Consider the following 23,513-nt stretch of genomic DNA (forward strand, 5'->3'; position numbering starts at 1 on the left):
CGTGGGGCGAGCAGGGTGCGCAGCTCGGCGATGCGGCCGTCGCGCACCGTGATGATGTCGATGCCGCGGGCGACCGGTGCGCCGGCGGGGCCGAACGTCCAGGCCAGCGCTCCCGTGTCGTCGCCGATGTAGGGGATGCCGTCCTCGACGAACTCGAAGTCCGCAGGGGCGCCGTCGATCAGGGCGGCGGCCTTGGCCTCGAGCTCATCGCGTCCGGTCGCCGAGCCCTCTGGGTCGTGGAAGACCACGTCCTCGGTGAAGGTGTCATCGATGGCGGAGCGGCGGGCCGCTGCGTCGCGGTTGCCGAAGACGCGGTGCAGGTTGGCGTGCAGCAGATCGATCACGGATGCCATCGGAGGGGTCCTTCCCGGGTGACGGTCGCGGGTCTCCGCGGCACGCAGGGAAGAACGTCGAGTGGCGGCGGGGCATTCCTTCTGCGGGGCGAGCCGGGCTCCGTGCCCGCCGCGGCATCCTGCCGAGCCCCGGAACCCGTCCGCGCGTGGGTGCCCTGCCGCCGACGCCCCGCCGAGCCCCGGAACCCGTCCGCGCGTGGGTGCCCTGCCGCCGACGCCCCGCCTGAGCTACGACGCCCCCGCTCATTTACGGGAATCAGCGGGGGCGTGGGCGCTCAGCCGGGGCGTCGGCGGAAGTGATGTGCGGAACCGCTCCGGCCGCAGGGGCGTCGGCGGAAGCGGTGTGCAGCAACCGCACCCCAGGCGTCAGGCCTCGTGCGGCCAGCCGGTGTACGCCTCGGCGAGGAACGTCTGCCCCGCCGAAGACTCGACGACCGAGCGCAGCTCGCCGACCTGACGGCGCCGGTCGAAGTCGCTCGCGTCGGAGGCCGTGTGCAGCATGCTCGTCATCCACCACGAGAAGTGCTGCGCCTTCCAGATGCGCCGCAGCGCGGTCTCGGCGAACGCGTCGATCAGCCGGGCGTCGTTCTCGAGCAGCAGCGCCCGCAGCGCCCTGTCGAGCAGCACGACGTCGGCGACCGCGAGGTTCATGCCTTTCGCCCCCGTCGGCGGAACCGTGTGGGCGGCGTCGCCGACGAGCACCGCCCTGCCGCGGCGCAGCTCGTGCGCCACGAAGCTGCGGAAACGCAGCACGTCCCGCTGGAAGATCGGCCCCTCGGTGAGGGTCGTCCCCGGCACCCGACGCTGCAGGGTGTCCCAGATCTCGGCCTCGCTCGGCGCCTGCGCGTCGGCATCCGGATCGCACTGGAAGTACATGCGCTGCACGGTCGCGCTGCGCTGACTGATGAGGGCGAAGCCGTCGGCGGAGTTGCTGTAGATCAGCTCGTCGCTGCTCGGCGGCGCCTCACACAGGATGCCGAACCACGCGAACGGGTACTCGCGGAAGTATCCGCGGGCCGAGCCCGTCACCGCGGGGCGCACGACGCTGCGCGAGCCGTCGGCGCCGACCACGAACTCGGCCTCGATGCGCAGCTCGTCGCCATCGGCCGTCGTCGCGGTGACCCAGGGTGAGGTCTCGACGTCGCCGACCCCGGTGACCTCGGTCGAGAAGCGCAGGTCCTGCCCACCGGCCAGGCGTGCGGCGATGAGATCCTTCAGCGCCTCGTGCTGCGGGTACAGCCACACGCTGCGCCCGGTGAGCGAGGGGAAGTCGATGCGGTGCCCCTCGCCCTCGAACCGCAGCTCGATGCCGTCGTGTCGGTTGCCCACCTCGAGTACGCGCTCGCTCGCGCCCGTCTCGGTGAGCACGCGCACCGTCTCCTGTTCGAGGATGCCGGCGCGGATGGTCGACTCGATCTCGGAGCGGCTGCGGCGATCGAGCACGATCGACTCGATGCCGGCATCCGCCAGCAGGTGCGAGAGCAGGAGCCCGGCGGGCCCCGCGCCCACGATGGCGACCCGGGTGCGAACGGTGGTGGTCATGGCGTCTCCTTCGACGGACGTGTCGCCAGCCATTGTGGGCGCGGCGATCCGAGCGGATGCCGCATCTACCGTTGAATGGGACTCCGCCGCCCGCCGAGCGCGCGCTCGATCTCGCGCGCGGCCGAGAGCAGCTCGCGCAGCGCGGGTTCGACCGCGTCGTCGCGGCGCAGCACCACCGACAGCGCGGCGGCCACATCTCCGGTCTCGTCGTGCACGGGCACGGCCACACCCGTCGATACGGATTCGATGTACCCGGGAGCGTTCGCGTGTCCGACCGCGCGCACCTCGGCGAGCTTGCGGCGCAGAGCGGCGGCATCCGTGATGGTCTCGCTCGACACCGCCGGGAGAGGCCCTGCCAGCACGCGTTCCTGCAGCGCGCGGTCGGCGTACGCGAGCAGCACCAGCCCCGAGGAGGAGGCGTGCAGGGGCAGTCGGCCCGCGACCCTCGTGACGTTCGATCCGGACTCCGGGCTGCTCAGGCGCTCGAGGAACAGCGCCTCATCCTGCTCGAGGATCGCCAGCTGCGTGTGCTCGCGCACGCGCGCCTGCACCCGTTCCATGAACGGCAGCGCCGCCTGCCGCAGGCGCAGCGCGTGCGAGGACCGGGTCGCCAGCTCCCACAGGCGCATTCCGATGCGGATGCGCCGGTCGTCGTCGCGTTCCAGCATCCCGGCCTCGACCAGCTCGCCGACGATGCGGTGCGCGGTCGAAGCGGGCAGTCCTGCCCGACGCCCGATCTCGGCTGCGGTCTGCACCGAGCGGGAGGGCGTGAAGGTCTCGAGCACGCGGATCAGGCGCTCGGTGACGGAATCGCCGGACGAGGAGTTGGCCATGCCGGAATCCTCGCACACCCGGTTCCCATTCAGTGGGAATCGGCCACAGGGTGAGGAGGAGGGGAGACAGGATGCTGTCACCACCGCCCGCCGTGTCGAAGGAGACACCCATGACCGTCTCATCCGGAACGACAGCCGCCGCCCCCGAGACGCTGCTGGCCTCGCCCGATCAGGTCACGCAGGGCGAGATCACCCGCGAGATCCAGGATCTGCACGCGGGGCTCGCCGCACGAGAGGCTGCCGGGGAGTCGCTCCCCGCGACCATGCACGACTTCCGTCCGTACCGCTCGAGCATCCTGCGGCATCCGACCAAGAATCCGAAGCTCGTCGACCCCGAGACGATCGAGCTGCTGTCACCGGCGTTCGGGCAGCGAGACGTCGCCGCCATCGAGTCCGACCTCACCATCCAGCACGCGGGCGAGCCCCTCGGCGAGCGGATGACGGTGCGCGGGCGGCTGCTGGACTCCTGGGGTCGCCCGATCCCGAACCAGCTCATCGAGCTGTGGCAGGCGAACTCGGCCGGGCGCTACATCCACCAGCGCGACCAGCATCCGGCTCCGCTGGACCCGAACTTCACCGGTGCCGGCCGTGCGATCACGAACGACCGCGGCGAGTACTCGTTCACGACGATCAAGCCGGGCCCCTACCCGTGGAAGAACCACGTCAACGCGTGGCGTCCCGCGCACATCCACTTCTCGGTGTTCGGCTCGTCGTTCACGCAGCGCCTGGTGACGCAGATGTACTTCCCCGGCGACCCGCTGTTCGCGCTCGATCCGATCTACAACACGATCTGGCGGCAGAAGGACCGCGACGCCCTCATCGGCGTCTACGACCACGACCTCACCTCGCCGGAGTGGTCGACCGGCTACCGCTTCGACATCGTCGTCGACGGACCCGATGCGACCTGGTTCGAGCAGGAGGAGGACTGATCATGGCGACCCCCGCACGCACGCATCGGCCGACACCCGGACAGACCGTCGGACCGTTCTTCGCCTATGGCGTCGAGTACCCGAAGATGCAAGAGGTCGCGTTCCCGCACTCGGCCGGCGCGATCCTGCTCTCCGGCACCGTGCGCGACGGAGCGGGCAACCCCATCCCCGACGCGTTCATCGAGATCTTCGGAGCGGATGCCGACGGCGAGGTGCCGCGCGCCCGCGGGGCCTTCCGTCGCGACGACCACACCTTCACCGGGTTCGGGCGGGCGTTCACGAACGACGACGGACGATACGAGTTCTGGACGCGAAACCCCGGCGCATCCACCGGGAAGGCGCCCTTCTTCGCCGCGATCGTCTACGCGCGGGGGCTGCCCGACAAGCTGCACACGCGCATCTACCTGCCCGAGAACGCCGAGGCGCTCGCCGCGGATCCCCTTCTCTCGGGACTGTCCGATGACGAGCGCGCCACCCTCATCGCGACCCGAACGGCCGACGGATGGCTCACGCACGACATCCGCTTGCAGGGCGAGGGCGAGACGGTGTTCCTTGTCTATTGAGGGCTGTGGGGTCTGGAGAGCTGACGGAGGGATGCGGCGATGACCGGTGTCGATGAGGGACTGCTCGCTCCGGTGACGGTCGGGCACGACCACGCCGTCGGCGACGCCGCCGTGCTCGCGGCCCTCGTCCGGGCCGAGGCGGCACTCGTCGGCGCCTATGCCGACATCGGGATGCTGTCCGCCGAGTCGCTGTCGACGATCGACGCCGCCTTCGCGCAGGTCGGCGCGGAGATCGACGTCGCGCGCCTCGCGGCGGATGCCGTCGCCGCGGGCAACCCGATCATCCCGCTCGTGGCGCGGCTGAAGCATCCGTTGGCCGACGATCTGCGCCTCTGGGTGCACCGCGGAGCGACCAGCCAGGACATCGTCGACACCGCGCTGATGATCGTCGCGAGCGAGGCGGTGGCGCTCGTGCATCAGAGGCTCGCGGATGCCGGCGACGCGCTCGAGCGCCTCGCACAGGAGCGCGGCGGCGAGGTCGTCGCGGCCCGCACGCTCACCCAGCACGCCGTGCCCCTCACGATCGGCGCGCGCATCGACGTGTGGCGGCGCGCGCTCGCTCGCGCGTCGTCACGCCTGGACGGGCTCGAGCTGCCCGCTCAGCTGTCGGGGGCGGCGGGGACGAGTGCCTCGTTCGTCGAGATCACCGGTTCCGCCGATGGTGCCCGCGCTCTCGCGGCCGCCTTCGCCCGGCGGGCGGGGCTTCTCGCGATCGACGGGTCATGGCAGGTGACCCGGTGGCCGGTGACGGAACTCGGCGATGCCCTGGTGCAGGCGGTCGATGCGCTCGGCAAGCTCGCCGCCGACGTCGCGACCCTCGGGCGCACCGAGATCGGCGAGCTGTCGGAGGGCGCTGGCGGCGGCTCGTCGGCGATGCCGCAGAAGCAGAATCCCGTCGCGTCGACGCTGATCCGCTCCGCCGCGCTGCGGGCGCCGCAGCTCGGCGCGACGCTGCATCTCGCCGCGGCGCTCGCCGTCGACGAGCGTCCGGACGGAGCCTGGCATGCGGAGTGGCCGGCGCTGCGGGAGCTGCTGCGGCTGGCGCTCGGCGCCTCGGCCCACGGGGCGTCGCTCGCCGCGGGGCTGCGCGTCGACCGTGCAGCGGGAGCTCGCAACCTCGCTCTCTCGGGCGGGCTGATCGTCAGCGAGCGACTCGCGATCGTGCTCGTGCCGCTGATCGGACGCGCGCGGTTCGACGCGCTGATCGCGGAGGTGTCGGCGGGCGGCGATCTGCGCGCCGCGTTGCAGGCGCTCCCGGAGGACATCGACGTCGACGACCTGCTCGACCCGGCGAAGTACACCGGCCTCCCTCAGACCCCGGTTCCTGAGCGCCCTTCGACTCGTCGCTCCGCTCCTCGCTCAGGGACCGAGGGCGGAAGCAACCCCGCGAGGCGAGACGAGGAAGCCCATGACTGACGAAGGCATCGCGCTGACCGAGCCGATCGGACCCGAGCGTGCTCCCGTCCTCGTGCTCGGCCCCTCGCTCGGCACCTCGACCATCCTCTGGGAGCAGGTCGCGCCCACCCTCGCCGCCACCCATCGGGTGATCGCCTGGGACCTCCCCGGCCATGGAGCTGCGGCGCCGGCCGCGGAGGCCTTCACGGTCGCCGACCTCGCCGATCGGCTGGCCGCGACCCTCCACGAACACGGCATCGACCGCATCCGCTATGCGGGCGTCTCGCTCGGCGGGGCAGTCGGACTCGAGCTGCTGCTGCGGCATCCGTCGCTCGTCGAGCGCTCGTCGATCCTGTGCTCTGGGGCCGCGATCGGCGAACCCGAGAGCTGGCGCGCCCGCGCCGCCCAGGTGCGCGCGCAGTCGACCTCGTCACTCATCATCGGCTCGGCACAGCGCTGGTTCGCACCCGGCTCGATCGCCGCGCACCCCGACCTCACCGGTCGACTGCTGCACGTGCTGCAGAACGCCGACGACGAGAGCTACGCGCTCTGCTGCGAGGCGCTCGCCGGGTACGACGTGCGCGGCCGGCTCGGCGAGATCACCGCTCCCGTGCTCGCGGTGTGGGGCGCACACGACCAGGTGACGCCCGAAGCATCCGCACGCGAGATCGCCGACGGCGTGCGCGACGGCAGGGCCGCGGGCATCGCGGACGCCTCGCACCTCGCACCCGTCGACGACCCCGCGGCCGTGGCTGCAGTGCTCACCGGCTTCTTCTCGGAAGGGACCCGACCATGACCGGACTCACCGACGACGAGCGCCGCGCGCAGGGCTTCGCCGTGCGCCGAGAGGTGCTCTCCGACGCGCATGTGGACCGCGCGATCGCGGCGACCACGCCGCTGAACGCCGATTTCCAGGACTTCATCACGCGAGTGGCCTGGGGTGACGTGTGGTCGCGACCGGGCCTCGACCGCCGATCGCGCTCGGTCGCGGTGCTCAGCTCCCTGATCGCGCACGGGCACCACGAGGAGCTGGCCATGCACCTGCGCGCGGCGCTGCGCAACGGCCTCACCGTCGACGAGATCCGCGAGGTCATCCTCCAGTCGGCCGTGTACTCGGGCGTTCCGGCCGCGAACACCGCGTTCCGCATCGCGGGCGAGGTCTTCGCGAACGAGGACGCGTCATGATCGACAAGACTGTGACGGATGCCGCGGCCGCGGTCGCCGGCATCCAGGATGGGGCGACGATCATGATCGGCGGCTTCGGTCGTGCGGGGCAGCCTGTGGAGCTCATCGATGCGCTCATCGCGCAGGGGGCCGGCGACCTCACGATCGTGTCGAACAACGCCGGCAACGGCGACACCGGGCTGGCGGCCCTGCTCGCCGAGCGCCGGGTGCGGCGGATCATCTGCTCGTTCCCCCGCCAGCACGACTCCTGGGTGTTCGACGGCCTCTACCGCGCAGGCGAGATCGAGCTCGAGATCGTGCCGCAGGGCAACCTCGCCGAGCGCATCCGTGCCGCCGGGGCCGGGATCGGCGCGTTCTTCTCGCCCACCGGCGTCGGCACGCAGTTGGCCGAGGGCAAGGAGGAGCGCACGATCGACGGTCGCCGCTACGTGCTCGAGTACCCGATCACCGCCGACGTCGCCCTCATCAGTGCCCGCGCGGCCGATCGCTGGGGCAACCTCGTCTACCGCGAGACCGCGCGCAACTTCGGACCGGTCATGGCCTCGGCCGCCACCACCACGGTCGTGCAGGTCGACGAGATCGTTCCTCTCGGATCGATCGACCCCGAGACCGTCGTGACACCCGGACTGTTCGTCGACCGGGTCGTCGCGGTCGGCCGTCGCGCCTGGCTCGGCGACGAGGGGTTCATCGGCGGAGTCGACATCGAGGGGCGGCCGCTGGCGGCCGCGAACGAGGAGGAAGCGCGATGACCACCCGGATCACCCGCGAAGAGCTCGCGGCCCGGATCGCCGCCGACATCCCCGAGGGTGCGGTCGTCAACCTCGGGATCGGCGCCCCCACTCTCGTCGCGAACTTCCTCCCAGAGGATCTCGAGATCATCCTGCACACCGAGAACGGTCTGCTCGGCATGGGCCCTGCGCCGGCATCCGATCGCATCGACCCCGATCTCATCAACGCCGGCAAGCAGCCCGTCACCGCGCTGGCGGGGGCGGCGTACTTCCACCACGCCGACTCGTTCGCGATGATGCGCGGCGGACACCTCGACGTGTGCGTCCTCGGTGCCTTCCAGGTCGCCCAGAACGGCGACCTCGCGAACTGGTCGACCGGCGCTCCGGGGGCAATCCCGGCCGTCGGCGGTGCCATGGACCTGGCCATCGGCGCGAAGCAGGTGTTCGTGATGACCGATCTGCTCGCCAAGGACGGCACCTCGAAGCTCGTCGCCGCCTGCACGTACCCGCTCACGGGCGTCGGCTGCGTGACCCGCGTCTACACCGACCATGCGGTGTTCGACGTCTCGGACGGCCGCTTCGTCATCCGAGAGGCGTTCGGCGACAACACCCTCGAAACCCTCCGCTCGCTCACCGGTCTGGAGCTGTCATGACCTCTTCGTTCGTCTTCGACGCCGTTCGCACGCCCTTCGGCCGCGCGGGAGGCGCGCTCAGCGGCATCCGACCCGACGACCTCGCGGCGGTGACGCTGCGCGCGATCGTCGAGCGCACCGGTCTGGATCCGGCGCGCATCGACGACGTGCTCCTGGGCGACGCGAACCAGGCGGGGGAGGACAACCGCAATGTGGCGCGGTTCGCGGCGCTGCTCGCGGGCTTCCCCACGACCGTGCCGGGCGCGACGGTGAACCGGCTCTGCGGATCGAGCCTCGAAGCCGTGATCCAGGGATCGCGCGCGATCGAGGCGGGTGATGCCGAGATCGTGCTGGCCGGCGGCGTCGAGTCGATGAGCCGTGCGCCCTTCGTGGTCGAGAAGGCGGCGAAGCCGTTCTCCGCGGTGGGCAACCAGACCATGTGGAACACGGCGATCGGGTGGCGGATGACGAACCCGGCGCTTCCTGCGGAGTGGGCGATCTCGAACGGCGAATCGGCGGAGAAGCTCGCGAGGATCTACGGCATCGACAGGGAGGCGCAGGACGCGTTCGCACTGCGCAGCCACCGCCGGGCCGCTCAGGCGTGGGCCGACGGGGTCTTCGACGGCGAGATCGTGCCGCTGCCCGGTGTCGAGCTCGCACGCGACGAGGGCATCCGCGACGACACCACGCTCGAGAAGCTGGGTGGTCTGCGGGCGCTGTTCGCCGCCGACGGCACGGTCACGGCGGGCAACTCCTCGCCCATCAACGACGGCGCCTCTGCGGTGCTGATCGGTGCGGAGAACGCGCTGGATGCCGAGCCGCTCGCGCGCATCGCCGGGCGAGGCGTGTTCGGCAACGACCCCGACGTGTTCGGTGTCGCCCCGGTCGAGGCGGCGAACCGGGCCCTCGCCCGTGCGGGCCGGACGTGGGCCGACGTCGACCTCGTCGAGCTGAACGAGGCGTTCTCCTCGCAGTCGCTCGCCTGCCTCGCCGGGTGGCCGGAACTCGACCCCGAGAAGCTCAATGTGCACGGCGGTGCGATCGCGATCGGGCATCCGCTCGGCGCATCGGGCGGGCGCATCGTCGCCCGCGCCGCGCACGAGCTGAAGCGACGGGGTGGCGGCGTGGCCGTCGTGGCGCTGTGCATCGGTGTGGGCCAAGGGCTCGCGCTCGTGCTGGAGCGGTGACCGGAAGCGTCCCGTCTTCATCGAGCGCCGCGCCGCTGCGCCGGTGATCCCGCTGCCGCTGCTGCGCGACCGGACGATCGTGGCCTGCCTCGCCCTGTCGGCGATCATCGGCACCGGCCTCTTTGCCATGACGTCGTACCTGCCGACCTACTTCCAGATGGCGTACCGGACGAGCGCCACCGTGTCGGGCGTCGTCCCGATCGCGACGGTCCTCGGCATGCTCGTCGGCAATCTCGTCACCGGATTCCTCGTCGGTCGCACCGGCCGCTATCGCGTCTACCCGATCATCGGCACGATCCTCGGCGCGATCGGGATGCTCGGCATGTCGGTGCTCCCTCTGGGACTGCCGCTCTGGGCGCCGGCCGCGGTGATGACCTTCGTCGGTCTCGGCACCGGCGCGTTCATGAACCTCATCTTCACGGTCGTGCAGAGCGCAGCGCCCCGCGAGGCCCTCGGGACGATCACCGCGACGACGAATCTCGTGCGGCAGATCGGATCGACGCTCGGCACCGCGGTCGTCGGCGGGGTGGTCGGCTTCGGGGTCGCGGCGCTGCTGCCGAGTTCGCTGGACGCCTCGACCCTGACGCCACAGCTCGTGCACGGATCGACGGATGCCGTGCAGGACGCTGTCGCCCTGATCTACCACGACGTGTATGCTCCGATCTTCGCCGTCCTCGCCGGGGTCTACGCCCTCGGCATCATCGCGGCGATCCTGCTTCCGGCCGGGCGCCTGTCCGACGAGCATCCTGCCGAATCCGTGCAGGAGTCCGCAGTCCCGGCCGCCTGACCGACCCGTCTCGAAGGAGAGAACAATGACCGACTCACCCCTCGTCGCCATCGTCGGCAGCGGCCCCATCGGATCCGCCTATGCGCGGACGATCCTCGAGAACGCTCCGCACGCCCGCGTGGTGATGTTCGAGGCGGGGCCGCAGGTGACGACGCCCGCCGGGTCGAGCGTCCGCAACATCGTCGACCCCGACGAGAAGGCCAGGGCTCGGGAGATGTCGCAGGGCCCGCAGGCCGGCGCTTTCCGCGAGTCGCTCGGCATCCCGGCCGGTGCCGTGGTCGAGGGCATGTTCACGGCGCGGCAGGGCACCCATCTGCTGGACTTCGGAGGCGAGGGTTCGGCGCACGCGCCGACGTCCCCCGCCGCTGCGGCCGCCACGAACGTCGGGGGACAGGGAGCGCACTGGACGTGCGCGATCCCGCGGCCGGCGTTCAGCGAGAAGCTCCCGTTCATCGACGACGAGGAGTGGGAAGAGCTCATCTCCACCGCCGAGGGGCTTCTCCACCACCAGAGCGCGGCGTTCACCGCGTCGCCGGTCGGGGCGGCGATCCGCGACCTGCTGACCGCGGAATTCGGCGCCGAACTCCCCGACGGCTACGGCGTGAGCACTCTCCCCGTCGCGGGTGACCCGCAGCCCGACGGCTCGATGCGCTGGGCCGGAGCCGACACCGTGCTCGGTCCGCTCCTCGACGACACGAGCGAGCTGTCCTCGCGCTTCGAGCTGCGCGACCTCACGCTGGTGCGTCGCATCGAGCACGACGGCGGCGTCGTCACCGGGGTCACGGTCGAGGACCTGCGCACCGGCGAGACCACGGTCGTGGCAGCCGACGCCGTGGTGGTGGCCGCCGATGCCTTCCGCTCTCCGCAGCTGCTGTGGGCCAGCGGCATCCGTCCTGCGCCACTCGGGCGGTATCTCACTGAACATCACGTCGTGATCTCCACCGTCGCTCTCGATCCCGAACGGATGGCCGCCCGCGTCACCGACGAGGAACTCGCCGGCGAGCTGGCGCGCCGCGCGCAGAACCCGGCGGATCCCGTCGCCGCGGTGAACCGCATCCCGTTCTCGGAGCCCGATCACCCCTTCTCGCTGCAGGTGATGTACGCCGAGACGCCGCCGTTCCCCCTCGCGCCCGATCACCCGGCGGCCGGCAACCGCTGGGGCTTCGTGAACATGGGCTACGGCGTGCGCAAGCGCCCGCGCGTGGAGGACGGCGTGCGTTTCAGCGACGAGGAGCTCGACTACCGCGGACTTCCGAACATGACGATCGAGTATGCGCTGACCGAGGTCGAAGAGGCCGAGATCGCCGCTGCCACCGAACGGCTCGGTCGCGCAGGGGCGGCGTTGGGCACCTTCGTGGCCGGGCCGCGGCTGCTGCCGAACGGCTCGAGCCTGCACTTCATGGGGACGATGCGCGCAGGGACCGATGCGGCCGAGTCGGTCGCCGACCCGTACTCGCGGGTGTGGGGCTTCGAGAACCTCGTCGTGGGCGGCAACGCTCTGATCCCGACCGCGAACACGATGAACCCCACCCTGACGAGCGTCGCGATCGCCGTCCGCGGGGCGCGGGCGCTCGCGGGGCGGCTCGCGGGCGGAGCACTCGCGGACGAGGTTCGTGCGGGCTAAAGGATGTCGCCGGGTGCCGCGACGGAGGGTCGGCGCCCGGCGATGCGGTCGGAGATGAGCTTGGCGCCGGAACTCGAGGCGAAGCCGCCGTCGACCGGGATCTCGGCACCGGTCACGTAGGCGGAGGAATCGGAGAGCAGGAACGCGACGACGTCGGCGACGTCGTCCGGCTCTCCGAAACGCTCGAGAGGCGTCAGCTCGAGCTGCGCGTCGCGCATCGCGGCGGGGGCGGATGCCGTCATCTCCGTCTCGATGAAACCGGGATGCACCGCGTTCACGCGGATGCCTCGGGGTCCGAGTTCCGTCGCCGCCGCGTGCACGAGCCCGCGCAGGCCCCACTTCGACGCGGTGTATGCGACCGGGTAGTGGCCCATGAGCGCGGCGGATGAGCCGATGCAGACGATCGACGACCCGGGGCCCATCAGCGGCGTCAGCGACTGAGTGCCGAGCAGGGGACCGGTGAGGTTGACGTCGAGCACACGTTGCCAGTCCTCGTGGGCGACGTGTCCGAGGCGGGCTCGGTGCGTGATGCCGGCGTTGTGGACGAGCCCTCGCAGCGGACGCCCGTGCAGCTGCTTCCCGAGCTGTTCCGCGAGCCGCTGCCAGTCGTCGTCGGCGGACACGTCGAGCCGGTGGTACGCGATGCCCGGATGGTCGAGGGCCTCGGGCCCAGCGGATGCGAGGTCGGCCGCGATCACGCTCACGCCCGACCGAGCGAGGTGCAGGGCCTGTGCCAGCCCCTGCCCGCGTGCTGCGCCGGTGACGACGACGGTTGTTCCGGCGAGTCCGGGGAGCGACGGGTCCATCTGCCCAGGCTAGGGAGTCGCGGCGGTCGCGGTGAGCGGGATCGCTGATGCGCGGTATCGACGCGGCTGACGCGGGTGGCGGGGGGCCTCGCGACCTCATGCCGCCGAGGCCCCCGCTCAGCTACGACGCCCCCGCTGATTCACGTGAATCAGCGGGGGCGTCGTAGCTCAGCGGGGGCGTGGACGCGCGGGGATGCTCGGATGCCGGCCGCTCGGATGCGGGCCGTTCAGGACCCGGCGATCTTCGCCAGCACCGCCGCCCGGCTCTCGTCCTCCGAGGCGAGCACGCCGCCGTTCGCGACGTGGTCGGCGGGCACCTCCTCGAAGAGGATGCGCACATCGGGGCGTCGGGCGCCCAGCACGTCGACGGCGGCCTGCGTCACCGCCTCCGCGAACTCGCGGCGCTGCGCGGTGGTGCGTCCTGCGAGCAGTTCGACGCGGATGTTCGGCATGGTGTCCTCCGGATCACGGATGCCGGCGGTCGAGCATCCTCGCTGGCAAGAAGAGTACCGGTCACCACTCCGCGAAGCTGCCGTCGGTGTGCCGCCAGATCGGCCCGCGCCACGCGTGTCCGCGCTTCGCGGCATCCCGCACCGCATTCTCGTCGATCTCGATGCCGAGGCCCGGGGCGGTGAGCCGTTCGATGTACCCGGTCGGGTGGTCGAACACCGAGGTGTCGGCGACGTAGTCGAGCACCTCGCCGTCCTCGTTGTAGTGGATGCCGATGCTGTGCTCCTGGATGAAGTAGTTCGGCACGGCGAACCCGATCTGCAGGCTGGCCGCGAGGGCGATCGGCCCCAGCGGGCAGTGCGGAGCGAGCTGCACGTCGAAGACCTCGGCGAGGCTGGCGATCCGGTGCACCTCTGAGATCCCACCCGCGTGCGAGAGATCGGGCTGAGCGATCCCGATGCCCGCCTGCAGGACGGGGAGGAACTCGTTCCGGCCGTAGAGACGCTCGCCGGTGGCGATCGGAATCGACGTGCTCTCGGTGAGTCGTCGCAGAAGGTGGCTGTTCTCGGGTGTCGTCGGCTCCTCGACGAACATCGGCCGCAGCGGCTCGAGCGCGGGCAGGATGCGGCGGGCGTCCGGAAGGCTGATGCGTCCGTGGAAGTCGACGCCGACGTCGCCGATGTCACCCAGCACTTCGCGGGCGGCCGCGACCCGCGACACGATGCCGTCGATGTCGCGGTTGCTGGAGATCCGGTCGAAACGACCGGAGGCGTTCATCTTCACGGCGGTGAGACCCGACTCGACGCGAGCGGCGATCGCGTCGGCGACCTCGGCCGGCTCGTCGCCGCCCACCCAGCCGTACATGCGGATGCGGTCGCGCACGGGGCCGCCGAGCAGCACGTGCACGGGGAGCCCGGCGACCTTGCCGGCGATGTCCCAGAGCGCCTGATCGAGGCCGGCGACGGCGCTCGAGAGGATGGGCCCTCCGCGATAGAACGAGCCCTTGGTCATGACCTGCCAGTGATCCTGGATGCGCAGCGGATCCTGGCCGATCAGCAGTTCGGAGAGCTGCTCGACAGCGGTGCGCACGGTCTCGGCGCGACCCTCGACGACCGGCTCGCCCCATCCGACGACTCCGGTGTCGGTCTCCACCCGCACGAAAAGCCACCGCGGGGGCACAAGGAAGGTCTCGATTCGCGCTATCTGCACGTCATCCCAATCGTCTGGCGACGTGCCATCGGACGACGTCGCTGCCATTTATTGCTAAAGCATGACAATAACGTATGCCTTTTTGCAACTCGTGGGCTGTTAGCGTTTAGGTCATGACCACCGACGCGAGCGCGATCGTCTCCCTGGCCGGCCAGCACACCCGAGCCCTCGACGAACTGGGGCGCCTGATCTGCGGGGGCGACCTGGCGCCCGGCGCACGACTGACGCTCGAGGACATCGAGGAGCGATGCGGCATCTCGCGCTCGGTGGCCCGTGAGACCGTCCGCGTCCTCGAGTCGATGCGCCTGGTGGCCTCGCGTCGTCGCATCGGCGTGGTCGTGCTGCCCGAGTCCGAGTGGAATCTCTACGACCCGCAGGTGATCCGCTGGCGCCTCGATTCCCCTGATCGCGCGGAGCAGTTGTCGTCGATGGTCGAGTTGCGCGCCGCGATAGAGCCCGAGGCGGCCAGACTCGCGGCATCCCGCGCCACCTCGCAGGAGGTGAGCGAGCTGATCGCCCTCTCCGGGCGGCTCTGGGCTGCCGGTGAGCAGGGGGACGACGAGCTCTTCCTCGCGCTCGACGTGGAGTTCCACGCGCGGATCCTCGCCCTGTCTGGCAACGCGATGTTCTCGCGCCTCGACGGGCTGATCGGTCAGATGCTCGTGAGTCGCACGGAGCACGGCCTCGTGCCCGACCGTCCCGCCGACGTCGCGCTGCAGCTGCACGTCGACGTGGCCGGCGCGATCCAGCGCCGCGACCCCGACGCCGCGTACGCGATCATGCGGTCGATCCTCGTCGCGACGTTGGACGAGATCGACATCCTCTCGGTCGCCGCCGATGGCGCGAGCACCCCTTTCCGATCCTCCAACTGATTTAAGGCATACGTTTCCCTCATATCGTGTGCTAACGTCATGCGTACGCCGCTGACGCCGTGAGCGCTGTCCTTCCGGTCCGTGTTCGGGCCGCGAGGGCCGTGCGGTCGGATGCGGTGCACAGCAACCGGCACCACTCCCCACCGATGGGGGTCTCGTGTGTGCCGCCCCCAGAGGAGGACAGAAATGACCACGATGCGACGTCGCCGTGGGCTCGTGCTCGGCGCCCTGACCGCATCCGCGGCTCTCGCACTCACCGCCTGCGGCACGCCCTCGACCTCCGGCTCGGCCGGAGAGACCGAGACCGTCACGCAGGAGCAGATCGACGAGGCGCTGAGCACCGAGACGACCATCGACTTCTGGTCGTGGGTGCCGGACATCCAGAATCAGATCGACGCGTTCGAGGAACTGCACCCGGCCATCACGGTCAAGCTGTCGAACCAGGGTGGCGCGACGGCGCAGTACCAGAAGCTGCGCGCGGCGGTGAAGTCCGGCGACGTCCCCGACGTCGTGCAGATCGAGTACTCGTTCCTGCCCTCGTTCACGCTCACCGGCAGCGTGCTCGACCTCACGCCGTACGGCGCCGCCGACCTCGAGGACTCCTTCGCGGACTCCGCCTGGGGCATGGTCGCGACGGATGACGGCGTCTGGGGGTTGCCTCAGGACCTCGGACCCACCGGTCAGCTGTACCGGACCGACATCTTCGCCCAGGCCGGCGTCGAGGTCCCCGAGACCTGGGACGAGTACGCCGAGGCCGCAGCGGCGATCAAGGAGAAGACCGGCTCGTACATCTCCGATCTCCCCGGCAACAGCTTCTCGCCGATCCTCGCCCTGCTCTGGCAGGCGGGTGCACGCCCGTTCGCCTTCGACGGCGACAAGACCGTGACGATCGACCTCGAGTCCGACGAGGTCACGCAGGTCATCTCCTACTGGGACGACCTGATCCAGCGCGACCTCGTCGACACCGCCCCGCAGCTGGACGACAACTGGTACCAGAGCATCGCGAGCGGCAAGTACGCGAGCTGGCTCGCCGCGGCCTGGGGACCGGTCTTCCTGCAGGGAACCGCCGCCGACACGAGCGGCCTCTGGCAGGCGACGCCCATGCCGCAGTGGGATGCCTCGGCACCGGCATCCGGCAACCAGGGCGGATCCTCGATCGCCGTGACCGCCGACTCCGACTCGGCGATCGTCGCCGCGGAGTTCGTGAAGTTCCTCACGACCGACGCCGCGGCCACCGAGAGCCTGGCGACCGAGCAGTTCATCTTCCCGTCGCTGCTCGAGACCCTGGACGCGCCGGCGGTGCGCGACCAGGAGATGGAGTTCTACGCGGGACAGAAGGTCAACGAGGTCTTCGCCGACATCTCCGAGACCGTCGCCGCCGATTGGCAGTGGCTGCCGTACAACGACTTCGCGAGCTCGAGCTTCAAGGAGACGCTGGGCGCGGCGATCACAGAGAAGGGCGATCTGCTGGCGGCCCTCGAAGAGTGGAAGACCGAGCTCGTCACCTACGGCGAGTCGCAGGGATTCACCGTCGTCACCCCGTGAGTGCGCGAGGGGCGGGCGTCAGCGTCCGCCCCTCGTCTCCGCATCGACCCGTTCCAGAAAGGCCCTCCCCGATGAGCACCCCCGCTCTCGGCCGCAAGATCCGCAAGATCCGAAGCGATAAGCGCCGCAAGTACATCGCGGCGTATCTCTTCATTGCGCCGTTCATGATCCTGTTCGCCACGATGCTGCTGGCACCGCTGTTCTACGCGGGCTATCTGAGCCTGTTCAAGGTGCAGCTCATCGGCGGCGACTCCTTCGTCTGGTTCGAGAACTACGCGAGAGCGCTGAGCGACGATCGCTTCATCGGCGGCGTGCTGAGGATGTGCCTGTTCCTCATCATCCAGGTGCCGATAATGCTGGTCCTCGCGCTGGTGTTCGCGCTCGCCCTCGACTCGCTGCGGGTGCGCGGCGGACGCTTCGCCCGGCTCGCGATCTTCGTGCCGTACGCGGTTCCCGGCGTCGTGGCCACCCTCATGTGGGGCTACCTCTACGGCGACAACTTCGGGCCGATCGCGCAGGTCATGCGCGCGATCGGTCTCGGCTCGCCGGCACTGCTCTCGCCGGACAACATCCTCGGCTCGATCATCAACATCGTGACCTGGCAGTTCGTCGGCTACAACATGGTCATCATGTACTCGGCCATGCGGTCGATCCCCGGCGAGCTCTACGAGGCCGCTCGCATCGACGGCGCCGGTCAGTTCCGCATCGCGTGGAGCATCAAGATCCCCGCGATCCGCTCTGCGATCATCCTGTGCTCGATCTTCTCCGTGATCGGCGCGTTCCAGCTGTTCAGCGAGCCGAAGCTGCTCTATGAGATCGCCCCCAACGCGATCGGGTCGTCGTTCTCGCCGAACCTCTACGCCTACAACCTGGCGTTCACGAACCAGGACGTGAACTACGCGGCCGCTGTCGCGTTCCTGCTCGGATTCATCATCATGATCGTCTCGTACGTGTTCCAGCTGTCGGCTGCGCGTCGGGAGAAGGGAGCCCGATCGTGACCGCCGCACCGACGCTCACCGCGGCATCGCCCGCCGTCCAACCGCGTCGCCGCCGTCGCGCCGCCCCGGGACTCGCGCCCGGCGAGAAGCGCAGCACCGTCCTCACCGTCGTGATCTGGGTGGCGGCCGCGTACTTCCTGCTGCCGCTGTTCTGGCTGATCATCGCGTCGACCAAGGACAACTCCGGGCTCTTCTCGAGCTTCGGTCTGTGGTTCTCGGGCGAGTTCCACCTCTTCGACAATCTCGCGCAGCTGTTCACGACGCGCGACGGCGTCTTCGTCCAGTGGATCGGCAACACGGTCCTCTATGCGCTGGTCAGCGGCGTCGGCGCGGCGCTGCTGTCGGCCGCCGCCGGATACGCGTTCGCGAAGTACGACTTCCCCGCGAAGAAGTTCCTGTTCGCGGTCGTGCTCGGCGCGATCATGATCCCGACCACGGCGCTGGCGATCCCGACCTACCTGCTGTTCGCGGGCGCCGGGCTCACCAACACCGTATGGGCGATCATCCTGCCGTCGCTCGTGAGCCCGTTCGGCGTCTACCTCATGCGCATCTACGCGGAGGAGTCCATCCCCGACACCCTGCTCGAGGCTGCGCGCATCGACGGCGCAGGTGAGTTCCGCATCTTCGCGCAGATCGGTCTGCGGATCATGGTGCCGGGCATCGTCACGGTGCTGCTGTTCGCGATCGTGCACACCTGGAACAACTACTTCCTGCCGCTCATCATGCTCACCGATCCCGACCTGTTCCCGCTCACCCTCGGGCTCGCGCAGTTGCAGGCCGCGAGCGAGGCGGGTGGCGGAGCATCCGCCCAGTTCTCCACCGTCATCACCGGTTCGCTCGTCTCGATCCTCCCGCTCGTCGTGATCTTCCTGTACCTGCAGAAGTACTGGACCTCGGGCCTGACCACAGGAAGCGTCAAGGAATGAACAACCTCAGTGCGATGAACGATCGCGTCGCCCGTGACCTGGCCGCGACCGATCGCGAGCGCGCCATCACGCACGAGCCGGTGCCGATGGACCGGCCGTTCGCCCCGTACGAGGAGCTGTTCCCCTCGCGCGGAGCGCTGCCGCCGCGCGCCCATGCGCGATCGGATGCTCCGGAGCTGAGTCTCGACGGCACGTGGGACTTCCGGTTCCACCCCGCGGGGCCGGACGCCTCAGCGGACGCCGCCGACGCCGAGTGGACGAGCATCCCCGTGCCGTCGCACTGGCAGCTGCACGGCTTCGGTGCGCCGGCGTACACGAACCGTGCGTACCCGTTCCCCGTGGATCCTCCGTACGTGCCGGCCGAGAACCCGACCGGCGACTACCGGCGCACGTTCGCCGTACCCGCCGAGTGGGACGTCGAACGGATGCTGTTGCGCTTCGACGGCATCGATTCGATCGGCTTCGTGCGCCTCAACGGCCAGGAGGTCGGTGTCGCGTCCGGCAGCCGTCTTCGCCACGAGTTCGACGTGACCGATCTGGTGCGCAGGGGCGGGGACAACCTGCTCGAGGTGCGCGTGCACCAGTGGTCGTCGGGGACCTATCTCGAGGATCAGGACATGTGGTGGCTGTCGGGGATCTTCCGCAGCGTGAGCCTGCTGGGCCGCCCCGTCGGCGCGATCGACGACCACTTCGTGCACGCCGACTACGACGCGCCCTCCGGAGACGGCATCCTGCGCGTCGACGCGTCCGCCCCGGCCCGCGTCGTCGTTCCCGAGCTCGGCATCGACGTCGCCGCCGGTGAGACCGTGCGGATGCCGGTCCAACCGTGGTCCGCCGAGGAGCCGCGACTGTATGACGGACAGCTGGTCGGCGAGGGCGAGACGATCGCCCTGCGACTCGGGTTCCGCCGGGTCGAGATCGTCGACGGCGTGATCCGGGTGAACGGCGCCCCTGTGCTGTTCCGTGGGACGAACCGGCACGACTACGACCCCGACACCGGACGAGTGGTGTCGGAGGAGCGGATGCGCAGCGACATCGTCATGATGAAGCAGCACAACGTGAACGCTGTGCGCACGAGCCATTACCCGCCCGCGGCGCGCTTCCTCGAACTGTGCGACGAACTGGGCCTCTGGGTCATCGACGAGTGCGATTTCGAGACGCACGGATTCTTCCCCGTTGACTGGTTCCACAAGCTGCCGGGCAACCCGACCGAGGACCCGCGCTGGGAGCCGGCGCTCGTCGACCGCATGCAGCGCCTGGTCGAGCGCGACAAGAACCGCCCGAGCGTCATCATCTGGTCGCTCGGCAACGAGTGCGGCACGGGGGAGAACCTCGGCGCGATGGCTCGCTGGACGAAGCTGCGCGATCCATCGCGGCTGCTCCACTACGAGCGCGACTGGTCGTGCCAGTACGTCGACGTGTACAGCCGCATGTACTCGACGCACCGGGAACTCGAGCTGCTGGGCAAGCGGCAGGAGGCGCCGTTCCCGGACGCCGATCTCGACGCACGTCGGCGCGACATGCCGTTCCTGCTGTGCGAGTACGTGCACTCGATGGGCAACGGCCCCGGGGGCATCGCCGACTACCAGGAGATCTTCGAGCGGTATCCCCGTCTGGCGGGTGGTTTCACCTGGGAGTGGTTCGACCACGGCCTGCGCACCCGCACAGCCGACGGCCGCGAGTACTTCGGGTACGGCGGCGATTTCGGCGAGGAGCGCCATGACGGCAACTTCATCGCCGATGGGATCGTCTTCCCCGACGGCACTCCGAGCCCCGCGCTGCACGAACTGGCGCGGGTCTTCCAGCCGATCGCCTTCAGCCGCACGCCTCCCGGCGTCCAGGTGCACAACAAGCATGACCACCGCGACCTGTCGCACGTCGACGTCATGTGGGAACTGCTCGTCGACGGCGCCGTCGTGGACTCGGGTCGTGGTGAGGTCGGCGCGGTGCCGGCAGGCGCATCGGCGCCGGTCGGCATCGAGCTGCCGGCGCTCGATGACACGAGCGGCGAGCGGGTGCTCACGGTGCGCGCGGTGCTCTCCGCGGATACGGGGTGGGCGGCTGCCGGGCACGAGGTCGCGTGGGAGCAGTTCGTGCTCGCCGCAGCTCCCGAATCCGCTCTCGCCTCGGGCGTGAGCGCCGTGGGCGACGACGAGGGGATCTTGCTCGGAGCCGCACGGTTCACCCCGCAGGGGAGGCTGCTCTCGCTCGGCGGCATCGAGGTGTCGGCTCCCGAGTTCGACACCTGGCGGGCGGTGATCGACAACGACCGGGCGTTCTCCTGGGAGCCGCGTGAGCCGCGCTGGCGCGAGATCGGACTCCACCGACCTCGCCATGTCGTGCACGGCGTGACGACGGATGCCGAAGCCATCGAGGTCGTGGGCCGGCTCGGTTTCGACGGCTCGGACCTCGGCTATCGCACGCGCCTGCGCTGGACGGCATCCGCCGACGCCGTGAGCCTCGCGGTGCACGCCGAGCCCCTCGGTGACTGGGATGTCCCGCTGCCGCGGTTCGGAATGCGGATGGCACTGCCGGAGGAGTTCGCCGAGGTGGACTGGTACGGGCCCGGCCCCGGAGAGGCGTATGCCGACAGTCGCACCGCGGCTCGGCTGGGGCGGTGGTCGCGAGGAGTCGACGAGATGCAGACCCCGTATCTGATGCCGCAGGAGAACGGCAACCGCATCGACGCCCGCCGGCTCGCCCTCTCGGGCGCCGGTCGGAGCCTCGAGATCGAGGCGCATACCCACGTGGACTTCACGGTCCGTCGGTGGACGAGCGAGGACCTCGACGCGGCGCAGCATCCGTACGATCTGCGGCCATCCGGGCGGATCTGGCTCAATCTCGACGCCGGCCAGAGCGGACTGGGCTCCGGATCATGCGGACCGGGCGCTCTGCCGAACGCGCAGCTGCTGCCGCGGACGTTCGACTATGCGGTGACCTTCCGGGTGCGCTGAGCGCGCGCCGACGGCCATCGCTCGCCTGCGGTCATCGCACGCCGACGCCCCTGCTCGGCTACGACGCCCCCGCTGATTCACGTAAATCAGCGGGGGCGTCGTAGCTCGGCGGGGGCGTCGGCGTCACCCGGACGGGGATGCAGGAGTATATCGATACGGATGCCGTCGCGCACCGTTGTGACGAGTTCTGACGCTGCGTGTCATCGCATGTTGCGACGCGTTTCTCTCGGATGAGACCCCCTGGATAGCGTCGGAAGCCCGTGCCGACCGAGAGGACCCATCGTGGCATCCGCTGGAATCCCCCGCCGCATCGGCGCTGCGCTCGCCGCAGCCGTCGTCGCCGCTCTGACTCTTTCCGCCTGCTCGTCGTCCGCTCCCGCGGAGAACAACGGCGGCGGCGAGCCCGTGGAGGGCGGCGACCTCGTCGTCGCCGTGCGCGCGGAGCCGCCGCAGCTGAACCCGCTCGTCGACCAGATGGGCGGCGCGCACGTGCTGAGCCCCGTCGTCGACTCGCTCGTCTGGGACAACGGCGACGGCACCTATGGCTCGTGGCTCGCGACCGACTGGGAGGTGTCCGACGACGCCCGCGTGTACACCTTCACGCTGCGCGACGATGTGACCTTCCACGACGGCACGCCGTTCGACGCCGAGGCGGTGAAGGTCAACTTCGACTACGTCGCCGACCCCGCCAACAAGTCGACCGGCTCGGTCGCGAAGCTGGGACCGGTGGCCGAGGTGCTCGACGAGTACACCGTGCAGGTGACCCTCGAGCAGCCCGAGTCGAGCTTCCTCACGCTCATCGCGGCCCCGTACTTCGGCATCGTGTCGCCGACACAGCTGCTCGACGACCCCGAATCGCTCGCCTCGACCGTCGTCGGCACCGGGCCGTTCGTCTTCGACGAGTGGGTCAAGGGGCAGAGCCTCAGTTACGTGCGCAACGACGACTACGACTGGGGCCCCGAGGGCACGCACGAGGGTGCGGCCTACCTCGACAAGATCACCTACCGGTTCCTGCCCGAGGACCAGACGCGCTACAACGCGCTGCTCACCGGCGAGGCCGACATCGTCGACTACATCGCCCCGGAGTACGCCGAGGAGGCGAAGGCCGATGAGCGCTTCGAGTCCGACGAGTTCCTGCTGCCGGGTGTCGGCTTCTCCCTGCACCTGAACACGCGCACCGCGCCGTTCGACGACGTGAACGTGCGCCGCGCACTGCTCACCGGCATCGACCGCGAGGCGATCGTCGACAGCGCCACCTTCGGCGCCTACCCCGTGCAGGAATACCTCGCCACGACGACGCCCGACTTCAAGAAGGACCTCGAGAACGTGATCGAGTTCGACGCGGATGCCGCGGGCGCGCTGCTCGACGAGTCCGGCTGGACAGGGACGGATGCCGAGGGCTACCGCACCAAGGACGGCGAGCGACTGAGCACCACGGTGCCCTACGCCGACAACGACCAGCTCGCCCAGCGCACGCTGGAGCAGGTGCAGATCGACGCGAAGGAGCTCGGCTTCGAGCTCGTGCTGCAGCCCGTTCCGGCCGCGGACTTCTCGCAGCGTCTGTACAGCGGCGAGTACGGAATCATGCCGTCGTTCCAGTCCGAGTCCACCGGCATGCAGCTGTGGCGCCTCTACGGCGGAGACAACGTGTCGGATGGCACGTCGATCGGCTCGAACGCCTCGTTCCTGAAGGATGCTCAGCTCGACGAGCTGCTCGCCCAGGCCCGCGCCAGCTCGGACCCCGCTGCCCGCGCCGACTTCTACGGTCAGGCGCAGGAGCTGCTGCCCTCGCTCGCCCCGTCGATCCCGCTGTACTCACGGGCCCGCGTCGTGGCCTGGCAGCCGACGGTGCACGGTGTCACGTGGGACTACGCGTGGCCGCAGCCGTACCTGTTCGACACCTGGAAGAACTGACGCTCGCCCGGTTCCTGAGCGAGGAGGCCCTTCGCCTCGCTCCGCTCGCTCAGGGACCGGGCGCGACAGCACGATGCACGT

Annotated in this window: 22 protein-coding genes; 16 read left to right on the forward strand and 6 right to left on the reverse strand. The window is 70.0% G+C overall.

Features of this window, described 5'->3' with window-relative positions; translation table 11 throughout:
• The 3 genes from ACI3KS_RS15905 to ACI3KS_RS15915 form a co-directional block, all read right to left on the reverse strand.
• The coding region (locus ACI3KS_RS15905; RefSeq protein ID WP_404919516.1) for a nuclear transport factor 2 family protein at positions 1–353 on the reverse strand (353 nt) is incomplete at its 3' end.
• A gap of 366 nt (positions 354–719) precedes the next feature.
• Positions 720–1,895, reverse strand: a complete 1,176-nt coding sequence (locus ACI3KS_RS15910) for a 4-hydroxybenzoate 3-monooxygenase (protein WP_404919517.1) — start codon at positions 1,893–1,895, stop codon at positions 720–722.
• Between the two features lie 65 nt (positions 1,896–1,960).
• A complete protein-coding gene (locus tag ACI3KS_RS15915) occupies positions 1,961–2,728 on the reverse strand; it encodes an IclR family transcriptional regulator (RefSeq protein WP_404919518.1) in 768 nt (255 codons plus the stop codon).
• 110 nt (positions 2,729–2,838) lie between these two features.
• Between ACI3KS_RS15915 and pcaH the strand changes: the two genes are divergently transcribed.
• From pcaH to ACI3KS_RS15965, 10 genes are read left to right on the forward strand one after another with little or no spacing between them, the layout of a single operon-like run.
• Positions 2,839–3,657, forward strand: a complete 819-nt coding sequence (gene pcaH, locus ACI3KS_RS15920) for a protocatechuate 3,4-dioxygenase subunit beta (RefSeq protein WP_404919519.1) — start codon at positions 2,839–2,841, stop codon at positions 3,655–3,657.
• Positions 3,658–3,659: 2 nt separating this feature from the next.
• Positions 3,660–4,220 carry a protocatechuate 3,4-dioxygenase subunit alpha gene (pcaG, locus tag ACI3KS_RS15925; protein WP_404919520.1) on the forward strand — a complete coding sequence of 187 codons (561 nt, stop codon included), beginning with the start codon at positions 3,660–3,662 and terminating at the stop codon, positions 4,218–4,220.
• A 39-nt stretch (positions 4,221–4,259) separates the two neighbouring features.
• Positions 4,260–5,636, forward strand: coding sequence for a lyase family protein (locus ACI3KS_RS15930; protein ID WP_404919521.1), 1,377 nt, complete (start codon positions 4,260–4,262; stop codon positions 5,634–5,636).
• A complete protein-coding gene (locus tag ACI3KS_RS15935; RefSeq protein WP_404919522.1) occupies positions 5,629–6,411 on the forward strand; it encodes an alpha/beta fold hydrolase in 783 nt (260 codons plus the stop codon). Before ACI3KS_RS15930 ends, ACI3KS_RS15935 begins: the two co-directional genes overlap by 8 nt.
• Entirely contained in the window at positions 6,408–6,800 is a 393-nt protein-coding gene (gene pcaC / locus ACI3KS_RS15940; RefSeq protein ID WP_404919523.1) for a 4-carboxymuconolactone decarboxylase, read from the forward strand. Before ACI3KS_RS15935 ends, pcaC begins: the two co-directional genes overlap by 4 nt.
• Positions 6,797–7,549 (forward strand): 3-oxoacid CoA-transferase subunit A, encoded by a 753-nt coding sequence (locus ACI3KS_RS15945; RefSeq protein WP_404919524.1) that lies wholly within the window; start codon positions 6,797–6,799, stop codon positions 7,547–7,549. The genes pcaC and ACI3KS_RS15945 overlap by 4 nt, the downstream gene beginning before the upstream one ends.
• A complete protein-coding gene (locus tag ACI3KS_RS15950; protein ID WP_404919525.1) occupies positions 7,546–8,181 on the forward strand; it encodes a 3-oxoacid CoA-transferase subunit B in 636 nt (211 codons plus the stop codon). The genes ACI3KS_RS15945 and ACI3KS_RS15950 overlap by 4 nt, the downstream gene beginning before the upstream one ends.
• A complete protein-coding gene (locus ACI3KS_RS15955; protein WP_404919526.1) occupies positions 8,178–9,347 on the forward strand; it encodes a thiolase family protein in 1,170 nt (389 codons plus the stop codon). The genes ACI3KS_RS15950 and ACI3KS_RS15955 overlap by 4 nt, the downstream gene beginning before the upstream one ends.
• 43 nt (positions 9,348–9,390) lie before the next feature.
• Positions 9,391–10,134 carry an MFS transporter gene (locus tag ACI3KS_RS15960; protein ID WP_404919527.1) on the forward strand — a complete coding sequence of 248 codons (744 nt, stop codon included), beginning with the start codon at positions 9,391–9,393 and terminating at the stop codon, positions 10,132–10,134.
• 25 nt (positions 10,135–10,159) lie between these two features.
• The gene (locus ACI3KS_RS15965) at positions 10,160–11,758 is read left to right on the forward strand and encodes a GMC oxidoreductase (RefSeq protein WP_404919528.1); all 1,599 of its coding nucleotides are present in this window, start codon (positions 10,160–10,162) and stop codon (positions 11,756–11,758) included.
• Here the strand turns inward: ACI3KS_RS15965 and ACI3KS_RS15970 are convergent.
• The 3 genes from ACI3KS_RS15970 to dgoD all read right to left on the reverse strand — a co-directional run bounded on the left by ACI3KS_RS15970 (position 11,755) and on the right by dgoD (position 14,223).
• Positions 11,755–12,564 (reverse strand): SDR family NAD(P)-dependent oxidoreductase, encoded by an 810-nt coding sequence (locus ACI3KS_RS15970; protein WP_404919529.1) that lies wholly within the window; start codon positions 12,562–12,564, stop codon positions 11,755–11,757. The genes ACI3KS_RS15965 and ACI3KS_RS15970 overlap by 4 nt on opposite strands.
• Before the next feature lie 227 nt (positions 12,565–12,791).
• Positions 12,792–13,016 carry a 4-oxalocrotonate tautomerase family protein gene (locus tag ACI3KS_RS15975; protein WP_404919530.1) on the reverse strand — a complete coding sequence of 75 codons (225 nt, stop codon included), beginning with the start codon at positions 13,014–13,016 and terminating at the stop codon, positions 12,792–12,794.
• Positions 13,017–13,077: 61 nt separating this feature from the next.
• Positions 13,078–14,223: a galactonate dehydratase gene (gene dgoD, locus ACI3KS_RS15980; protein ID WP_404919531.1), complete on the reverse strand. Its 1,146-nt coding sequence runs from the start codon at positions 14,221–14,223 to the stop codon at positions 13,078–13,080.
• 113 nt (positions 14,224–14,336) lie between these two features.
• Here dgoD and ACI3KS_RS15985 point away from each other — a divergent pair, with 113 nt between their 5' ends.
• The 6 genes from ACI3KS_RS15985 to ACI3KS_RS16010 all read left to right on the forward strand — a co-directional run bounded on the left by ACI3KS_RS15985 (position 14,337) and on the right by ACI3KS_RS16010 (position 23,432).
• Positions 14,337–15,095 (forward strand): FadR/GntR family transcriptional regulator, encoded by a 759-nt coding sequence (locus ACI3KS_RS15985; RefSeq protein WP_404919532.1) that lies wholly within the window; start codon positions 14,337–14,339, stop codon positions 15,093–15,095.
• 186 nt (positions 15,096–15,281) lie between these two features.
• Complete coding sequence (locus tag ACI3KS_RS15990) at positions 15,282–16,640, forward strand: ABC transporter substrate-binding protein (RefSeq protein ID WP_404919533.1); 1,359 nt, start codon at positions 15,282–15,284, stop codon at positions 16,638–16,640.
• A 71-nt stretch (positions 16,641–16,711) separates the two neighbouring features.
• Complete coding sequence (locus tag ACI3KS_RS15995) at positions 16,712–17,638, forward strand: carbohydrate ABC transporter permease (RefSeq protein WP_404919534.1); 927 nt, start codon at positions 16,712–16,714, stop codon at positions 17,636–17,638.
• Entirely contained in the window at positions 17,632–18,564 is a 933-nt protein-coding gene (locus ACI3KS_RS16000; RefSeq protein WP_404919549.1) for a carbohydrate ABC transporter permease, read from the forward strand. The genes ACI3KS_RS15995 and ACI3KS_RS16000 overlap by 7 nt, the downstream gene beginning before the upstream one ends.
• Entirely contained in the window at positions 18,561–21,518 is a 2,958-nt protein-coding gene (locus ACI3KS_RS16005) for a glycoside hydrolase family 2 TIM barrel-domain containing protein (protein ID WP_404919535.1), read from the forward strand. The genes ACI3KS_RS16000 and ACI3KS_RS16005 overlap by 4 nt, the downstream gene beginning before the upstream one ends.
• A gap of 282 nt (positions 21,519–21,800) precedes the next feature.
• Positions 21,801–23,432: an ABC transporter substrate-binding protein gene (locus ACI3KS_RS16010; protein WP_404919536.1), complete on the forward strand. Its 1,632-nt coding sequence runs from the start codon at positions 21,801–21,803 to the stop codon at positions 23,430–23,432.
• The last annotated feature ends 81 nt before the right edge of the window (positions 23,433–23,513 follow it).

This window comes from Microbacterium sp. ZW T5_45 (assembly GCF_044987415.1).
Lineage (GTDB): Bacteria > Actinomycetota > Actinomycetes > Actinomycetales > Microbacteriaceae > Microbacterium.